The sequence below is a fragment of the Janthinobacterium sp. AD80 genome (assembly GCF_002878455.1).
GTDB lineage: Bacteria > Pseudomonadota > Gammaproteobacteria > Burkholderiales > Burkholderiaceae_D > Janthinobacterium.
In genome coordinates this window covers 11,980-27,606 of record NZ_NRDQ01000121.1, presented here as the reverse complement: position 1 = coordinate 27,606, position 15,627 = coordinate 11,980, and the positions used below count along the sequence as shown (strand labels likewise).

The window sequence follows — 15,627 nt, the reverse complement described above, 5'->3', positions numbered from 1 at the left end:
GTCGCCGTGGTCGGCACGCACGACGCCGAACCCGCCGCACCTGCCAAGGAAGGCGACAGCGACACGCGCGCGACGGATGAACACACCGATGCCAGCCTGCCGGCCATGGCCGCGCCCGTCATCGGCGTGCCCGTGAACCTGCTGCCGCCCGTTGACGCGGCCGCCGCCGAAGTGCGCGCCGCCGCCCAGGCGTCGCAGCTGCAGACGCAAGGCCAGACTCAGGCGCAGGCCAACGTGGCGCAAGCCAATCCCGCACTCAATATCAGCCTGCACCCGGCCGCCGTCACCCTCACCGCCATGGCCACGCCACAGCCGGCGGGCCGCGACATGCGCGAGCCGGTAGCGGCCGCCAATCCCTTGCCTTCGGCCAAGGGTGGCACGGGCGCCCTCCCCGCCACCGCCTTTGACGGCGTACTGGCCCAGTCCGCCGCTGCTCCCGCTACGGTCGCCGTCGCGGCAGGCGCGGCACCCGTCGCACGCGACGCTGAACGGGCTGCCACGCCAGCGGTGCCCAACCTGGGCTTGACGGCTGCGGTGGCGAATAGCGCCACGGCGGCGCCGGCCGGCGACACCATCAAACTCAACGGGCCGGCCCAGCAATGGCAGGAACCGCTGCGCGAAGCGCTGGGCGAACGCCTGCAGACGCAGATCGGGCGCAACAGCGAACACGCGACCATCCGCCTCGACCCGCCCATGCTGGGACGCATTGAAATTTCCATCCGCCACTCGGCCGGCGCGCTGCAGGTGAACGTGACGGCATCGAACACGGAAGTGCTGCGCCAGCTGCAAGGCATCGGCGAGAACATGCGCAGCGACCTGGCGCAGCGCCAGTACACCGAGGTGGCCGTGAATATCAGCGCCACCCCGCGCAGCCCGGCCGCCCAGGCGTTTGCCGAAGGCGATGCGCGCGGCCAGCGTCAACCCGGGCGCCAGCACGATGAGGCCGAACCGGGCCGCGCCCTGTCGGACGGCGGCACTGCCGCTACCACTTACGCCATGCATGAGCGAGAGATGACCTGATGAATATGAAAATGAAAGTGATAGCCGGCTTCGTTGCCGTGGCCGTGCTGGCCGCCGGCGCGGCCGGTGGCGCCATGTGGTATCTGGCCAAGCCGGTTGCCGGCCACGCCGAGGTCGCCGACGCGAAAGCCCCGCCGCCGCCCGCCACAGGCAAGAAGGCGCGCAAGTTCATCACGCTCGACAAGGTCATCGTGATGCTGCGCCGCGGCCCTGGCGAAGGCGAAACGCACTACCTGTCGGCCGACCTGGTGATCGCCACCACCGAGGAAAAGGAAAAGCTGACCAAGGACCACTTGCCGCTGATGCGTTCGATCGCCGTCAGCACCCTGTCGAGCTTTCCCATGGACAAGGCGCAGACCATGACCGTGGAACAGTACGCGGAACAGATCAACAAGGCCTTCAATGTCAGCTATGAACGCGAGCAGATGGAAAAGCCGTTCACGGAAGTCATGGTCGGCAAGCTGATCATTGAATAAACCGGCACCAACACGCCAGCCGACCCAGTGGGAGATCCCGTGGCCTATGTAGAGCAATACCAGGAAGCGTATGGCGCCGGCGAATATGCCGCCGCCGGCGCTTGCGCGGCCATGCTCAGCGTTGCTGAAGAGCAACAACATCTGGTGGCGTACGCGCCGTTGGTAAAACGCATCGTGCGCCAGCTCAATTCGCAGGTATCGGGCGCCATCGACCGCGACGACATGGAGCAGATTGGCCTGATGGGATTGCTCGAAGCGCTACGCCGCTATGGCGTGCCGGACCAGTCCTTCGGCAGCTACGCCAGCCTGCGCATCCGCGGCGCCATCCTCGATGAACTGCGGCGCCAGGACTGGCGTCCGCGCGCCGTGCGCCAGGAAAGCCACCGCCTGCGCGACAGCGTGCGCGCCCTCACCCGGCGCCTGGGGCGCGAACCGCAGGACGCGGAAATCATGGCCGCGCTGAAGCTGACACCGGAAGCCTTCCAGGAGTACCAGCTGGCGGAAAACGCCGAGCTCATCGCCAGCTTTGACGAAGTGCTGCAGGAAAGCCTGGGGCAAGCGGACAGCGCACCGAGCCCGGAAGAGCAATTGATGGTGCGGCGCAGCCTGGAACAGGCCCTGCGCGCGCTGGACGAGCGCGAACAGCGCGTGATCCAGATGTATTACGAATTCGAACTGAGCTATAAAGAAATTGCCGCCGTACTGGACCTGAGCGACGCCCGCGTCTGCCAGCTGAACAAGACGGCACTGGGCAAGATGAAAGCCATGCTGCAAGACGCATAAGTTTCAGCAATGTTTTAGCAATAGTTTCAGCAAAACCCATCAAATTGATGCAGCACAATGACGCAGAAAGGCAGTTGACATGGTAATTATCGGTATCTTAATCGTGATGGGGTGTGTATTCGGAGGCTTCGCCCTGATGGGCGGCACCGTCCACGCGATCTGGCAACCGGTGGAGTTGATCATCATCATCGGCGCCGCCGTCGGCGCCCTGGTGCTGGGCAACCCCAAGCATGTACTCGGTGAAATGCTGCACCAGATGCGCAAGATCGTCACGCACAAGAAGCAGGGTTCGGAATTCCAGCGCCAGTTGCTGCTGCTGATGTATGAACTGCTGCAAACGGCCGCCGGCGGCCTGAAGGCGCTGGACGCCCACGTCGAGGCACCGCGCGAAAGCGCCCTGTTCCAGCGCTATCCGCTGGTGCTGGAAGAACCGAAACTGCTGGCCTTCATCGTCGATAACTTCCGCCTGATGGCCATGGGCAAGATCAACGCGCATGAGCTCGAAGGCGTGCTGGAGCAGGAACTGGAAGCCATCCACGACGAATTGCTGCAACCGTCGAAGTCCTTGCACAAGATCGCCGAAGCCATGCCTGGCTTCGGTATTCTGGCCGCCGTTCTGGGCATCGTGATGGCCATGAATTCCGTGGCCGACGGCGCCGATGCGGCGGAAATTTCGGAAAAAGTGGGCGCCGCCATGGTCGGTACCTTCATCGGCATCTTCTTCTGCTACGGCGTGCTCGATCCGATGTGCAACATGATGAAACAGCTGGTCGGCGAAGAAGGCTCGACCATGGAATGCGTGAAAGTCGTGCTGGTCACGCACGTGGCGGGCAAACCGCCCCTGCTGGCCATCGATGCGGGCCGCCGCCTGGTGCAGCTGAACATCAAGCCGAGCTTCGCCCAGCTGGAAAGCTGGATCAATGCGCTGGAAGATGGCGGCGCGGAACAAGAGCAAGGCCAAGGCCGGGGAGGCCGCCGTGCTAAAGCCGCATGAGAAACATGAACAGGCCATCATCAAGCGTGCGGGACGCAAGCACGACGACGATGGCCATGGCGGCGCCTGGAAAGTAGCGTTCGCCGACTTTTGCCTGGCCCTGCTGTCGCTGTTTCTCGTGCTGTGGCTGATGGCCGCGCGCGAGCAGCAGGCCATGAAGGAAATCATGATGGATGCGTCGGCCGGCAGCCGCCAGGGCGAAGGCCAGGGCGTCATGCCGGAGCAGAAAGGCGGCCCCCGCGGCAGCCTGATCGAGCGCTTCCCCATGCCCCGCAAGGGCACGGGCGACACGCGCACGGAAGGCAAGCAGACACAGGATGGCAAGGCTGGCTCCGCCCCGCCGAACCAGACCAAGGTCAGCTACCAGTCGCCGGAAGACTTGCTGTCCCTGTCGCGCGCGCTCGACAAGCTCAGCGATGAAGCGGGACTGAAGAGCAACTTGCAGTCGGTGATCACGCCCTACGGCTTGCGCGTCATGCTGCACGATACGGACAAGCAGGGCATGTTCGTGCGCGGCAGCGCCGTGCCGACCGACCGCTTCCGCAAGCTGCTGCGCCAGATGGGTCCCGTATTTGCCCAGATGGAGAACCAGATGCTGATCGTCGGCCACACGGATTCGCTGCAATACGCCAATAACGGCTATGAAGGCTATTCCAACTGGACCCTGTCGGCCAACCGCGCCATGTCGGCACGCGCGCAATTATTGATTGGCAGCATGAGTCCGGACAGCGTGCTGCAAGTGGTGGGCATGGCCGACCGCGCGCCGCTGGACGTGAAAAATGCCAGCGCCGGCATCAACCGCCGCATCGAACTGTTAATATTGACGCGTGGACAGGCAGACAGCATCGCCGCCATGTTCGGCATGGCCGGGCAAAAGGCGCAAGGCGAAGAGCTGCAAGTGGGTGAGCCGGATGCGGGCACCCTGCAGCGCCTGCGTGACAAGCTGGGCTTGCCCGCGAAGAAAGAACGGGACGAGCATGCAAATTAAGGGCAAGGGACAACGTATGAAAATCTCCTCCGGCAATACCGGCGCCGCCGTGCGCAGCAGCGCCGTGGCGCCGGCCGAGGCGATCGCCGAGAACGCGGCGGCCGGCGCCGTGACGCCTGGCTCGGCCGCTGGCGAACAGATGCAGTCGGCCGTGCTGCAGCCGGCCATGGCCGCTCTGCGCGCCATGCCCGAGATCGACCACGAGCGGGTGGCCATGCTGCGCGATGCGCTGGCCAAGGGCGAACTGCCGTTCGACCCGTCGAAACTGGCGGGACTGATCCAGCGCTTCCACGGCGGTGAATCGTGACCGCGCCACGCAAGGGCATCACGCGCCAGGAAGCCGTGCGCCGCGTGCTGCAAGGCATGGCGGACGACAGCGTCGGCTACGCCGCCCTGAAAACTTTATTGGAAGAGCAATTCCAGGCCGCCCTGCGCCACCAGAGCGTGCAGCTGACGTCGCTGGCCGAGCCCGTGATCGCGGCTGTCGAACAGCTCGACGCGCGCCGCCGCCAGCGGGTCAGCCTCGTCACCGCACTGCTGGGTCCGCAAGGCGATATGCCGCAATTGTTTGCACTGTTACAAGATGACGCGCGTGCCAGGGCGCAGCAGGACTGGGCGGCGCTCGAGCAGATGGTGCTGGAATGCAAGCGCCTGAATGCCCGCAACAGCGAATTTTTAACGGAACAATACAGCATCATGCAGCGCGTGCTGCATGGCGAGGAAGATACGTATGCGCCAGGCTGATTTCCTGTCCCCCCGCGCAACGGCGGCAACGCCGTCGACGGCCGCCACCAATGCCGTGCAGAGCAATATGCGCGCCACTTCCGCCAGTGCGGCGACCTCGGGCAGCAGCAGCTTCGGCAGCGTGTTCCAGCAGGTGCAGGGCGAAGTGGCCCGCTTCATCGAACAGGGCGGCGGCAGCGCCACCACCCTGAACCCGCAAGGGCGCGCCTACCTGGAGCAGGGCCAGCCCGTGAATGTGCTGGGCAGCATCAACCAGGGCGGCGAGATCGGCGAAGTGCAGCAGCAGTTCCTCGCCTCGATCAAGCCGTGGACGCAAGAAACGGGCGCGCGCCTGGGCGTGGCGCCGGAAATCGTCGCCGCCCACGCGGCGCTGGAATCGGGCTGGGGCCAGCGCCCGCTGCGCCAGGGCACGGGCGCGGACACGAATAATCTGTTCGGCATCAAGGCAGGCGGCAAATGGCAGGGCGAGGTGGCCAGCAATGTGACCACCGAATACGAGGCCGGCAGCGGCACGGCCCTGAAAAAGACGGAACGCTTCCGCAGCTACCCGGACCAGGGCAGCGCCTTCCGCGACTATGCGCAGGTATTGCTGGATAATCCACGCTACCGCGGCGCCCTGAACACGGGCAGCGACGCGCACGCCTTCGCGCAAGGCCTGGCGCGCGGCGGCTATGCCACCGACCCCAACTACGCCGCCAAGCTGACCCAGCTGGCGACGCGCCTGCAGCGCACGGCCGCCGCCGAGTAAGCGCCGCCCTTCGGCGCATCAACGGCCGGCAAGTTCGGCCGGTTCCACCACCCCCGCACCGACCACCCTGGCACGTATCACCGTGCCGCTGGTGGCGTTGCGCACGCGGATCACTTCGCCCAGCGCGCCCGGATCCATCGCCTCGCCCGCCATGCTCACTTCCACCTGTTCCTTGCGCGCCACGATGCTGACCGCACTACCCCGCTTGATCAACACGGGCGAAGCCAGTTGCGCCTGGCGCAGCACTTCGCCGGCGCGCAAGCTGCGCCGGCTCGACAGGCCCACCACGCCGTGCAAGGAGGAAATACTGTCCGGCACCATCGTCACGTCGCGCCGCGCCAGCGTCACGTCGGCCGCCTGCAGCGGCGTATTGGCCGTCACGGGCGCGCTGGTGATGGCCACCTGGGCCGTGATGGTGCCGCGCGCCAGCATTTCATAACGCCAACCGTTGCTTCCAGGACACACTGCCACGAAGCGCATGCGCTGCGCCGAACGGCTGTCCGCCGGCTCGATTTCGACCCGCGCCGCACAGGCTGGCATGGGGCGCGTGCTTTTCACGACGGCCACTTGAAACTGCGGTTCCAGCAATCCAGCAGAGTCCGCTTGCTGCATCAATTGCTCTCGCGCCAACTGTTCCACACGCGAAAATATATTGTCGGCTGGCAATTCTGCGCGTCCTGCACTACTATATAGGCTGGTCAGTAAAAATAGGCCCGGAAGCAGTATTTGAGGATGTGGCACCTTGTTTCGGATCATCGTAATGCTGTTGAAATGAATCATTGCTAACCTTAATCAAAGATACTGAAGCGGCATGACCTTACCATGCGTCAACATGACCAGGCTGGGATTTTACCTCCGCACCACCTATTTTCTAGTCCGAACCGCAAAAAGCACGATCGAATTCAACACAAAGGATGACCATGGGGATCAATTTCAAGGACGCGCTGGGCGTGCACGCCGATGCACTCGCGCTGCGTGCCGACCGTACACGCGTGCTGGCAGCCAACATCGCCAATGAAAACACGCCCGGCTTCCAGGCCATGGACATGGATTTCGGCAGCGCCCTGCAGCAATTGCAGGACAACGAAGCCGGCCTGCTGTCGACCGATGACGATGCCAGCGCCCTGTACCGCGTACCCTACCACCCCAGCCGCGACGGCAACACCGTCGAAATCGGCGTCGAACAGGCGGCGTTCTCGCAGAATGCCACCGATTTCCAGACCAGCCTCAGTTTCGTCAACATGAAACTGCGCGGTCTGTCCAAGGCCATTTCCGGACAATAAGGAACAGCATGAGCTTCCAGGATATTTCCAAGATCGCCGGCTCGGCGATGGCGGCGCAAACCGTGCGCCTCAATACCATCGCCAGCAACCTGGCCAATGCCGATTCCGTCGCCGGGTCCGAAGGCGAGACCTACCGCGCGCGCAAACCCGTGTTTTCCGCCGTCATGGACGGCCCCGGCGCCAGTGGCGCGGGCGGCCGGGTGCAGGTGCTCGACGTGGTGCAAAGCGACGAGCCGCTGCGCAAGGTCTACGAACCGGGCCACCCGATGGCCAATGCCGATGGCATGGTGTTCTACCCCAACGTCAACCAGGTGGCCGAGATGACCGACATGATGTCGGCCTCGCGCGCCTTTGAAACGAATGTCGAAGTTCTGGGCCGCATCAAGTCGATGCAGCAGTCGCTCCTCAAATTAGGTGAAGCATAAGCCATGGAAACCAACCTCTTTACAAACAACAGCAGCGCCGGCAGCACTGGCAGCAATGCCGTCAAGTCGCAGAACAATGCCACGCAAGACATGTTCACCAAGCTGCTGGTGGCCCAGATCAAGAACCAGGACCCGCTCGCGCCGACCGATCCGAGCCAGTTCGTCAACCAGCTGACGCAGCAGGCGCAGACGGAAGCGATGCAGAACCTGTCGGCGCTGACCAGCGCCAATGCCAGCGTGCTGCAATCGATGCAGGTGCTGGCCCTGGGCGCGCAAGTGGGTTCCGAAGTGATGGTCAACAGTGAAACGGTGCAGCTCGACAAGAGCAAGGTCAGCGGCAGCATCGCGCTGGCGTCCGGCACCACCAAGACCACGGTGACCCTGAAAGGCATCGACGACAAGGAATACAAGATCGAACTGGGCGCGCAGTCGGCCGGCACGGTGCCGTTCAGCATCGACCCCGTCGCACTGGGCTTGCCTGCTGGCACCTACAGCATGGCAGTGACCACGAATGGCACTGAAAAGCCGACGGTCGACATCGCAGGCAAGCTCAACAGCGTGCGCCTGTCGTCCTCCGGCAGCATGATCCTGAGCGTGTCGAACCTGGGCGAAGTCAACCCTGGCGCGATCACCGGCTTCAACGGCAAGACGGCCTGATCCGGCCCTTGGTTCCCCAAACACACTAATCTCCTCCTTCACTAAAGGAAGTCAACATGAGTTTCGACATCGCCCTGTCCGGTATCCAGTCCATCAACCAACAGTTGAACAGCACCAGTAACAACATCGCCAACGCCGGCACCTACGGTTTCAAGAGCAGCCGCGCCAATTTCTCGGCGATGTATGCCGGTTCGCGCGCCACGGGTACGGAAATCGGTTCGATCACGCAAAGCATGTCGCTCAACGGCGGCGTGCTGAACACGGGCCGCGCGCTTGACGCGGCCATCGATGGCCGCGGCTACTTCGTCACGCGCGATGCACAGAACACCATGAACTACAGCCGCGTCGGCATTTTCTCGGCCAGCAGCGATGGCAAGCTGATCGATGCAAACGGCCGCCTGGTACAGGGCTACGCGTCGGTCAAGGGCAGCACCACCCTGGGCACCATGGGCGACATGCTGATTCCGACGGGCCAGATTCCCGCCGAAGCGTCGACCAAGCTGGCATATGCCGCCAACATGTCGTCCGAGTGGCCTATCAAGGCCGTGCCCTTCGACAAGACCAACGAGCTGAGCTACAACAGCGCCAAGTCCTCGATCATCTACGATTCGCTGGGCGCCAAGCACTCGCTGGGCCAGTACTTCGTCAAGACGGCAGCGGGCGTCGACGTGCACTACACCCTGGACAACGTCGATCTGACATTGCCAGGGCCGGCGCCGCTGGTGACGAACATGGCCTTCGACACCTCCGGCAAGCTGACAATGACCGCGCCGGTCACGCTGGCGCTGGGCACACCCACAGGCGCCGCCCCCCTGTCGATCGCCATCGACTACACGGGCACCACCCAGTTCGCTGGCGAATCCACCACATCGACCGACCGCGCCGACGGCTATGCCTCGGGCACCTACACGGGCGTGGAACTGGCCGATGACGGTTCCGTCGTGGCCAAGTACACCAACGGCCAGAAGCAAAGCATCGGCGTGATCGCCCTGGCCACCTTCCCTGACGAAGGCGCGCTGACGGCCGTCAACGATACCAGCTGGGTCGCCTCGACCACGTCCGGCACCGCCATCTATGACCGTCCGGGCGTCGGCATGGCCGGTAAACTGGTGACGAGCTCGCTGGAACAGTCGAACGTCGACATCACCTCCGAACTGGTGGGCCTGATGACGTCGCAGCGTAACTATCAGGCGAACTCGAAGGTCATCTCGACCGAGAACGCCATGCTGCAATCGCTGATGCAAGCGTTGTAATCGCCACCACGCAAGGGTAAAGCACAATGGATGCGCTGATTTATACCGCCATGAGCGGGGCCGACCGTGCCCTGCGGGCACAGCAGGTACACGCCAACAATCTGGCCAACATCGAGACGGGCGGCTTTCGCGCCAACCTGGAAGTCTCCACCGCCCAGCCGCTGCAAAACGGCTACGGCTACGACGACCGCCACATGACGCAGACGCAGTCGAGCGCCATCGGCACGCGTACGGGCGCCATCAAGGAAACGGGGCGCGAGCTCGACGTGGCCATCACCGGCCCCGGTTTTCTCGCGGTGCAATGGCAGAACGGCGAAGCCTACACGCGCGCCGGCGCCATGGATCTCGATGAAACGGGCGCGCTGACCATCAATGGCCGGCCCGTGCTGGGCGAAGGCGGCCCCATCACCATTCCAGAGCACACCAGCCTGTCGATCGGCGGCGATGGCACCATTTCCATCCAGGTTCCGGGCACGGCGCAGATGCAGACGGTCGACAAGCTCAAGCTGGTCAATGCGGAAGCGGGCGAACTGACCAAGAACGAAGCGGGCCTGATCGTGTCGCGCACGGGCGACGACTTGCAGGCCGATCCGGCGGTGCGCCTGCGCGACCGCCACCTGGAAGGCAGCAATGTTTCCGCCGTCGAGGAAATGGTCGCCACCATGAGCCTGAACCGCAGTTTCGAGATGCAGATGAAAATTTTCAAGGCCAGCGACTCCATGACGGAGTCCGGTAACCGCCTGCTGGGCGCCTGAGTCCGACGTCAATCTATTATTAGGAGCAAACCATGAATCCAGCAATGTGGATCAGCAAGACCGGCGTGCAGGCGCAAGATGCAAAACTGCAAGCCATCGCGAATAACCTGGCCAACGTCAATACGGTCGGCTTCAAGCGCGACCGCGTCGTGTTCGAAGACCTGTTTTACCAGGTCGAGCAGCAGCCGGGCACGCAGCGCGCCGACAACACCCTGTCGCCCTCCGGCGTACAGCTGGGTAACGGCACGCACATGGTCGGCACGCAAAAGGTGTTTACCACCGGCAGCCTGCAAACGACCAGCCGCGAATTCGACGTCGCCATCACCGGCAACGGCTTCCTGCAAGTGCTGCGCCCGAACGGCGAAGCGGCCTACACGCGCGCCGGCCAGCTGGGCATCAATGAAAACGGCGTGATGGTCAACGCCCAGGGCTTGCCCCTGGTGCCGCAGATCACCGTGCCGAACAATGCCACGGCGATCACCATCGGCGAAAACGGCATGGTCACGGCCACCGTGCCGGGCAATGTTGCCGGTACCGAACTGGGCCAGCTGAACCTCTCGAGCTTTGTCAACCCGACCGGCTTGCTGGCACTCGGTGAAAACCTGTTCCAGGAAACGGCATCGAGCGGCACGCCAACGGAAGGCCGTCCCGGCGAAGGCGCCCTGGGCAAGCTCAAGCAATTCGCGCTGGAAGGCTCGAACGTCCAGGTGGTTGAAGAGATGGTCGACATGATCGCTGCCCAGCGCACCTATGAGATGAATACCAAGGTGCTGTCGGCCGCCGACAATATGCTGCAATACCTGGCGCAAGCGGCACGCTGATGAAGGCCGCATTGAAAGCCTCGGCGGCCCTGCTGCTGGTGCTGGCGGCCGGTTGTGCCAGCCGCCCGGCAGCGCCCCTGGCGCCCAGCTTTTCCGATACGCCGCTGCCGGTGGCGCCGCGCAGCACAGCGCGCGGCGGCGTCGCCGGCGGCGTCTTCAATCCCGACGCGGGCCTGGCCCTGACTTCCGACAGCCGCGCCTTCCGCGTCGGCGACGTGGTCACCGTGGCCCTGCAGGAAACCACCCAGGCGAGCAAAAAGGCGGGCACCTCGTTCAACAAGGGTTCGTCCGTCGGCGTGCAGGCGGCCAATATCCTCGGCAAGACCTTCCCCAAGACGGGCATCGACCTGTCTGCCGACCGCAACTTCGCCGGCGACTCGACCAGCACGCAGCAAAATGCGCTGTCCGGCGCCATCACCGTGATCGTGCAGGAAGTGCTGCCGAACGGCTTGCTGCGCGTGCAGGGCGAAAAGACCCTGACCCTGAACCAGGGCGAGGAATTCGTGCGCCTGCGCGGCTACCTGCGCTCGGCCGATATCGATTCGAACAACCAGGTGTCTTCCTTGCGCATCGCCAATGCGCAGATCGCCTATTCCGGCCAGGGCACTCTGGCCGAAGCCAACAAACCAGGCTGGCTGACGCGCTTCTTCGTCGGCCCGTGGATGCCGTTTTAAGGTGACATCATGAAATTTCGCTCCGCCCTGCCCCTGGCAGCCATGCTGGCCGCACTCTCCGGCTTTGCCCTGCCTGCCACCGCCGCGCAAGTGCTGCGCAACCTGGTCAGCATCGAGGGCGTGCGCGACAACCCGCTGGTTGGCTACGGCCTCGTCGTGGGCCTGAACGGCAGCGGCGACACCACCCAGGTGAAATTTTCCAGCCAGTCCGTGGTCAACATGCTCAAGCAGTTCGGCGTCAAGATGCCGGACGGCGCCGAATCGAAAAGCAAGAACGTGGCCACCGTGATGGTCAGCGCGGTGTTTCCGCCGGGCTACCGCCGCGGCCAGGCCATCGACGTTACGGTGTCCTCGCTGGGCGACGCGAAAAGCCTGCGCGGCGGCACCTTGCTGCTGACGCAGCTGCGCGCGGCCGACAATGAAACCTATGCGCTGGCGCAAGGCAATGTCGTCGTCGGCGGCTTGAACGCCACCGGCAAGAGCGGCTCGTCCGTCACCGTCAACACGCCCACTTCGGGCCGCATTCCCAACGGCGCGAATATCGAGCGCGAAATCCTCAGCGATTTCTCCACCAAGCCGACCGTCACCCTGAACTTGCGCCACCCGCACTTCGAGACGGCCATCAATATCGTCGAAGCCGTCAACCGCCGCTTCGGTGCCGTCGCCACCACCAGCGACGCCACCAGCGTGGAAGTGCTGGCGCCGGAAAATCCGACCCAGCGCGTGGCCTTCATGGCCAAGCTCGAAGCCCTGAGCGTCGACGTGGGCACCGATACGCCGAAGGTGGTCTTCAATTCGCGCACGGGCACCGTCGTCATCGCCGAAGGCTTGCGCGTCAAGGCGGCCGCCGTCACCCACGGCTCGCTGAAAGTCATCATTTCCGAAAGCTCGGCCGTCAGCCAGCCGGCGCCGTTCGGCCGTGGCCAGACCACCGTCACGCCGCAATCAAAAGTCTCCGTCGACCAGGGCAATGGCAATATGTTCAAATGGCCGGCCGGCGCCAAGCTGCAAGCCATCATCGACGTCGTCAACAGCCTGGGCGCCTCGCCTGACGATGTGATGGCCATTTTGCAGGCACTCGACCAGGCTGGCGCCATCGAAGGCGAACTGGTGGTGATCTAACGTGCCCGTCAAAAAGCCCAGGACTGCGTTGCACTGCCTCGTCGTACATTCGTACTGCCTTCGGCAATGCGCCTTGCCCTGAATATTTTGACGAACACTGAAAGCTGAATGGAAATGAATGTAAACGACAGCAGCGGCGCCCTGCCCTCGGCGCTGGAAGACAAATCCCCCGCGGCGGCCACGCCGGCCGACCCGCGCTATGCGGCCAAGGCCACCGAGGCGGCCGTCAAGTTCGAAGCCTTCTTCATCTCGCACATGCTGCGCCAGATGCGGTCGGGCACGCGCGAGATGGCGGGCGAGGACAGCGTCTTCAAAGACCCCGTCAACAGCGACATGCTGGAAATGGCCGACAACCTGGTGGCCGACAAGATGGCCGGCCAGCGCGCGTTCGGCATCGCCGACGCCATCCTGCGCCAGCTGCTGCCGGCAGCCAGCGCCCCCGTTTCCGCCAGCAACCCCGCAAAGGGCGCTGTCCAAAGCGACAATATTTCACCAGCGCTTAATAAACCTGCCTGAAGCGTCGCCTGTACAAGGTAACAACGATACACGGCTGGCCAGCCAGCCCGCGCCACACCTTTCACGAAAGAACCTTGCCCAATGAGCATCATCAGCAATGCATTGTCAGGCAGCATCGCCGCCCAGGCCGCGCTCAATGCCGCCAGCCAGAACATCGCCAACCTGCAAACGGCAGGCTACACCCGCCAGGGCGTGCTGCTGTCTTCGCTTGGCGCCAGCGCGGGCGTACGTTCGGCCGGCAACGGCGTGGAAGTGTCGGCTCTGCTGCGCTTTGCCGATGCGTATAAAAGCCAGCAAATGTGGCGCGCCGCGTCCGACCAGGGCGCCCGTTCGCAGACACAGCCTTACCTGACCCAGCTCGAACGCGTGATGGGCGACGATGCGTCGAGCATCAGCAACGGCATCGACGGCTTCTTCGCCGCCCTCAACGCGGCCGCCGTCGACCCGACGTCGACCCCGCTGCGCCAGCAGATCATCACGGCGGCCGACGCCATGTCGCAGCGCTTCAACAGCATCAGCACGGTGATGAGCAACCAGCTGCTGTCGGTGCAGCAGCAACGCGCCGCCATCGTGCCGCAAGCCAATACCACGCTGCAAAATATCGCCGCGCTGAACCAGCGCATCAGCACTTCCTCGGCATCGGGCACGAACGTGTCGTCGCTGATGGATGCGCGCGACCAGCTGATCGATGGCCTGGCCTCGCAGATGGGCATCGATGTGCTCGACCAGCCCGACGGTTCGCGCAATGTGTCGCTGAAATCGGGCCAGCCGCTGGTCATCGGCGGCCTGGCCGGTACCCTGAGCAGCAACATGACGGCAACGGGCGAACAAACCCTGAGCCTGGATTTCGCCAAGTCGCAATTCACGCTCGATACCGTCGCCATCGGCGGCCAGATGGGCGGCCTCGGTGAATTCGAGCGCAATACCCTGAAACCGCTGCAGCAGTCGCTGCGCGACATGGCCAGCAGCCTGGCCACCAAGGTCAACGCGCAGCTGGCGCTGGGGAAAACCATGGCCGGCGCGACTGGCGGCCCCCTGCTGGTGTATGCGAACGACAAACTGAACATCATCGCCGGCTTCAATGCCACCGACCTGGCCCTGTCGCTGACAGGCGCCGCCGGCGACAGCGGCAACTTGCAGAAATTGATCGACATCAAGAATCAGCCGATCACCGTCAGCTGGGTGGGTTCGGTACTGATGAGCGACGCGGATACGCAGCTGGTCGGCAAGCTGGGCATCTACAGCCAGCAGAACCAGGCCTTGCTGAAGACGGCCAATACGGTGCGCGCGCAAGCCGTGGACGACTGGAAATCGACCAGCGGCGTGAACAAGGACGAAGAAGCGATGAACCTGGTGGAATTCCAGAATATGTACCAAGCCAACATGAAGGTCATTTCCGTGGCAAATGCCTTGTTTGATGCCACTTTGCAAATGATGGGTTAAGGAGAAGATCATGCGTGTCGCCAGTAGCCAGTACCAATCGCTGATCAATATTTCGCTTCAGCAAAACCAGGAACGCATCAATTACCTGACCCAGCAAATGGCCTCCGGCCTGCGCATCCAGCTGCCATCGGATGATCCGATCGGCAACGTGCGCATTTCGCGCCTGACGCGCGAACAGGCCATGGTCACCCAGTACCAGGACAATATCGCCACCGTGAAGGTGCGCCTGCTGAAAAATGAAAATTACCTGTCGAGCATGGTTACCGACATGGGCCAGGCGCGCGACCTGCTGGTGTGGGCGGCCGATGGCGGCAATGCGCCGGACGACCTGAATGCCATGACGCAATCGCTGACCGCCATGCGCGACAGCGTGCTGTACACGGCCAACCTGAAGGACCAGGAAGGCCGCTACATGTTTTCCGGCACCGCCACCGACCAGCCGGCCATCAAGTACGATCCGGCGGCAGCGTCCGGTTCGCGCTACACCTATATCGGCAACACCGACACCCAGACGGTGGTGGTGGGCAATGGCGTGACGCAGGCGGCCAACGTCGACGTGAAAAATCTGGAGGTGTGGCTGAACAAGATCGACCAGGCCATCACCACCCTCAGCGTGCCGGGCGTCAGCCCGAACGACCCGGCCGTGCGCACCGTCGTCGGCGACGCGCTCGATGGCACGGACGACGGCATGGACTTGTTGTCGGGCAAGATCGCCATCTTTGGCGGCGCGCAGAACATCCTGTCCACCCTGTCGGGCAACCTGGCCAACGTGTCGCTGTCGAACGATTCGGCGCTGCTGGACCTGAAAAAGACCGACATGGGCGCGGCGGCCATCGAACTGACCGGCTACCAGACCGCCTTGCAGGCAACGTACAAGGCGTATGCCAAGGTTGGCACCATTTCCCTGTTTGACCTTCTCTGACCA

At 63.6% G+C, this 15,627-nt stretch carries 20 protein-coding genes; 19 read left to right on the top strand and 1 reads right to left on the bottom strand.

Annotated features, from left to right (window positions below):
• The 8 genes from JaAD80_RS20925 to JaAD80_RS20890 all read left to right on the top strand — a co-directional run.
• A partial coding sequence (locus JaAD80_RS20925) for a flagellar hook-length control protein FliK (RefSeq protein ID WP_146012458.1) occupies nt 1–1,020 on the top strand: 1,020 nt, incomplete at its 5' end.
• An 11-nt stretch (nt 1,021–1,031) separates the two neighbouring features.
• The gene (locus JaAD80_RS20920; RefSeq protein ID WP_308410627.1) at nt 1,032–1,496 is read left to right on the top strand and encodes a flagellar basal body-associated FliL family protein; all 465 of its coding nucleotides are present in this window, start codon (nt 1,032–1,034) and stop codon (nt 1,494–1,496) included.
• A gap of 39 nt (nt 1,497–1,535) precedes the next feature.
• Nucleotides 1,536–2,279, top strand: coding sequence for a FliA/WhiG family RNA polymerase sigma factor (locus JaAD80_RS20915; RefSeq protein ID WP_102296988.1), 744 nt, complete (start codon nt 1,536–1,538; stop codon nt 2,277–2,279).
• 79 nt (nt 2,280–2,358) lie between these two features.
• Complete coding sequence (gene motA / locus JaAD80_RS20910; protein WP_034757817.1) at nt 2,359–3,273, top strand: flagellar motor stator protein MotA; 915 nt, start codon at nt 2,359–2,361, stop codon at nt 3,271–3,273.
• Nucleotides 3,257–4,261 carry a flagellar motor protein MotB gene (locus JaAD80_RS20905; protein ID WP_258003108.1) on the top strand — a complete coding sequence of 335 codons (1,005 nt, stop codon included), beginning with the start codon at nt 3,257–3,259 and terminating at the stop codon, nt 4,259–4,261. The genes motA and JaAD80_RS20905 overlap by 17 nt, the downstream gene beginning before the upstream one ends.
• A gap of 16 nt (nt 4,262–4,277) precedes the next feature.
• On the top strand, nt 4,278–4,568 hold the full coding sequence (gene flgM, locus JaAD80_RS20900; protein ID WP_102296968.1) for a flagellar biosynthesis anti-sigma factor FlgM: 291 nt from the start codon (nt 4,278–4,280) through the stop codon (nt 4,566–4,568).
• Nucleotides 4,565–5,005, top strand: coding sequence for a flagellar export chaperone FlgN (gene flgN / locus JaAD80_RS20895; RefSeq protein WP_102296965.1), 441 nt, complete (start codon nt 4,565–4,567; stop codon nt 5,003–5,005). The genes flgM and flgN overlap by 4 nt, the downstream gene beginning before the upstream one ends.
• Nucleotides 4,992–5,753, top strand: a complete 762-nt coding sequence (locus JaAD80_RS20890; RefSeq protein WP_102296963.1) for a glycoside hydrolase family 73 protein — start codon at nt 4,992–4,994, stop codon at nt 5,751–5,753. Before flgN ends, JaAD80_RS20890 begins: the two co-directional genes overlap by 14 nt.
• A gap of 18 nt (nt 5,754–5,771) precedes the next feature.
• On the opposite strand, the gene flgA is transcribed toward JaAD80_RS20890, so the two are convergent.
• Nucleotides 5,772–6,365, bottom strand: a complete 594-nt coding sequence (flgA, locus tag JaAD80_RS20885; protein ID WP_258003107.1) for a flagellar basal body P-ring formation chaperone FlgA — start codon at nt 6,363–6,365, stop codon at nt 5,772–5,774.
• Nucleotides 6,366–6,673: 308 nt separating this feature from the next.
• Here flgA and flgB point away from each other — a divergent pair, with 308 nt between their 5' ends.
• The 11 genes from flgB (at nt 6,674) to flgL (ending at nt 15,624) form a co-directional block, all read left to right on the top strand.
• Complete coding sequence (gene flgB, locus JaAD80_RS20880) at nt 6,674–7,036, top strand: flagellar basal body rod protein FlgB (protein ID WP_102296986.1); 363 nt, start codon at nt 6,674–6,676, stop codon at nt 7,034–7,036.
• A gap of 8 nt (nt 7,037–7,044) precedes the next feature.
• A complete protein-coding gene (gene flgC, locus JaAD80_RS20875) occupies nt 7,045–7,461 on the top strand; it encodes a flagellar basal body rod protein FlgC (RefSeq protein WP_102296958.1) in 417 nt (138 codons plus the stop codon).
• Nucleotides 7,462–7,464: 3 nt separating this feature from the next.
• Nucleotides 7,465–8,118, top strand: coding sequence for a flagellar hook capping FlgD N-terminal domain-containing protein (locus tag JaAD80_RS20870; protein ID WP_102296955.1), 654 nt, complete (start codon nt 7,465–7,467; stop codon nt 8,116–8,118).
• 56 nt (nt 8,119–8,174) lie between these two features.
• Complete coding sequence (locus JaAD80_RS20865) at nt 8,175–9,371, top strand: flagellar hook protein FlgE (protein ID WP_102296953.1); 1,197 nt, start codon at nt 8,175–8,177, stop codon at nt 9,369–9,371.
• Between the two features lie 26 nt (nt 9,372–9,397).
• On the top strand, nt 9,398–10,126 hold the full coding sequence (locus JaAD80_RS20860) for a flagellar basal body rod protein FlgF (RefSeq protein ID WP_102296951.1): 729 nt from the start codon (nt 9,398–9,400) through the stop codon (nt 10,124–10,126).
• A 32-nt stretch (nt 10,127–10,158) separates the two neighbouring features.
• Nucleotides 10,159–10,947 (top strand): flagellar basal-body rod protein FlgG, encoded by a 789-nt coding sequence (gene flgG / locus JaAD80_RS20855; RefSeq protein ID WP_167468652.1) that lies wholly within the window; start codon nt 10,159–10,161, stop codon nt 10,945–10,947.
• A complete protein-coding gene (gene flgH, locus JaAD80_RS20850) occupies nt 10,947–11,621 on the top strand; it encodes a flagellar basal body L-ring protein FlgH (protein WP_102296950.1) in 675 nt (224 codons plus the stop codon). Before flgG ends, flgH begins: the two co-directional genes overlap by 1 nt.
• A 9-nt stretch (nt 11,622–11,630) precedes the next feature.
• Nucleotides 11,631–12,743, top strand: coding sequence for a flagellar basal body P-ring protein FlgI (locus JaAD80_RS20845; protein WP_102296947.1), 1,113 nt, complete (start codon nt 11,631–11,633; stop codon nt 12,741–12,743).
• A 108-nt stretch (nt 12,744–12,851) separates the two neighbouring features.
• The gene (locus tag JaAD80_RS20840; RefSeq protein WP_308410626.1) at nt 12,852–13,259 is read left to right on the top strand and encodes a rod-binding protein; all 408 of its coding nucleotides are present in this window, start codon (nt 12,852–12,854) and stop codon (nt 13,257–13,259) included.
• Between the two features lie 81 nt (nt 13,260–13,340).
• A complete protein-coding gene (flgK, locus tag JaAD80_RS20835) occupies nt 13,341–14,702 on the top strand; it encodes a flagellar hook-associated protein FlgK (protein WP_102296945.1) in 1,362 nt (453 codons plus the stop codon).
• A 10-nt stretch (nt 14,703–14,712) separates the two neighbouring features.
• Nucleotides 14,713–15,624 (top strand): flagellar hook-associated protein FlgL, encoded by a 912-nt coding sequence (gene flgL, locus JaAD80_RS20830; protein WP_102296943.1) that lies wholly within the window; start codon nt 14,713–14,715, stop codon nt 15,622–15,624.
• Nucleotides 15,625–15,627: the final 3 nt, after the last annotated feature.

Excerpts from the sequence above, each read along its gene's own strand:
- motA (WP_034757817.1), top strand. The coding sequence starts at position 2,359 with ATGGTAATTATCGGTATCTTAATCGTGATGGGGTGTGTATTCGGAGGC.
- JaAD80_RS20860 (WP_102296951.1), top strand. The coding sequence starts at position 9,398 with ATGGATGCGCTGATTTATACCGCCATGAGCGGGGCCGACCGTGCCCTG.
- flgG (WP_167468652.1), top strand. The coding sequence starts at position 10,159 with ATGAATCCAGCAATGTGGATCAGCAAGACCGGCGTGCAGGCGCAAGAT.
- JaAD80_RS20870 (WP_102296955.1), top strand. The coding sequence starts at position 7,465 with ATGGAAACCAACCTCTTTACAAACAACAGCAGCGCCGGCAGCACTGGC.
- JaAD80_RS20840 (WP_308410626.1), top strand. The coding sequence starts at position 12,852 with ATGGAAATGAATGTAAACGACAGCAGCGGCGCCCTGCCCTCGGCGCTG.
- JaAD80_RS20845 (WP_102296947.1), top strand. The coding sequence starts at position 11,631 with ATGAAATTTCGCTCCGCCCTGCCCCTGGCAGCCATGCTGGCCGCACTC.
- flgH (WP_102296950.1), top strand. The coding sequence starts at position 10,947 with ATGAAGGCCGCATTGAAAGCCTCGGCGGCCCTGCTGCTGGTGCTGGCG.
- JaAD80_RS20865 (WP_102296953.1), top strand. The coding sequence starts at position 8,175 with ATGAGTTTCGACATCGCCCTGTCCGGTATCCAGTCCATCAACCAACAG.
- flgL (WP_102296943.1), top strand. The coding sequence starts at position 14,713 with ATGCGTGTCGCCAGTAGCCAGTACCAATCGCTGATCAATATTTCGCTT.
- flgA (WP_258003107.1), bottom strand. The coding sequence starts at position 6,365 with ATGCAGCAAGCGGACTCTGCTGGATTGCTGGAACCGCAGTTTCAAGTG.
- JaAD80_RS20920 (WP_308410627.1), top strand. The coding sequence starts at position 1,032 with ATGAAAGTGATAGCCGGCTTCGTTGCCGTGGCCGTGCTGGCCGCCGGC.
- flgM (WP_102296968.1), top strand. The coding sequence starts at position 4,278 with ATGAAAATCTCCTCCGGCAATACCGGCGCCGCCGTGCGCAGCAGCGCC.
- JaAD80_RS20890 (WP_102296963.1), top strand. The coding sequence starts at position 4,992 with ATGCGCCAGGCTGATTTCCTGTCCCCCCGCGCAACGGCGGCAACGCCG.
- flgK (WP_102296945.1), top strand. The coding sequence starts at position 13,341 with ATGAGCATCATCAGCAATGCATTGTCAGGCAGCATCGCCGCCCAGGCC.
- flgC (WP_102296958.1), top strand. The coding sequence starts at position 7,045 with ATGAGCTTCCAGGATATTTCCAAGATCGCCGGCTCGGCGATGGCGGCG.
- flgB (WP_102296986.1), top strand. The coding sequence starts at position 6,674 with ATGGGGATCAATTTCAAGGACGCGCTGGGCGTGCACGCCGATGCACTC.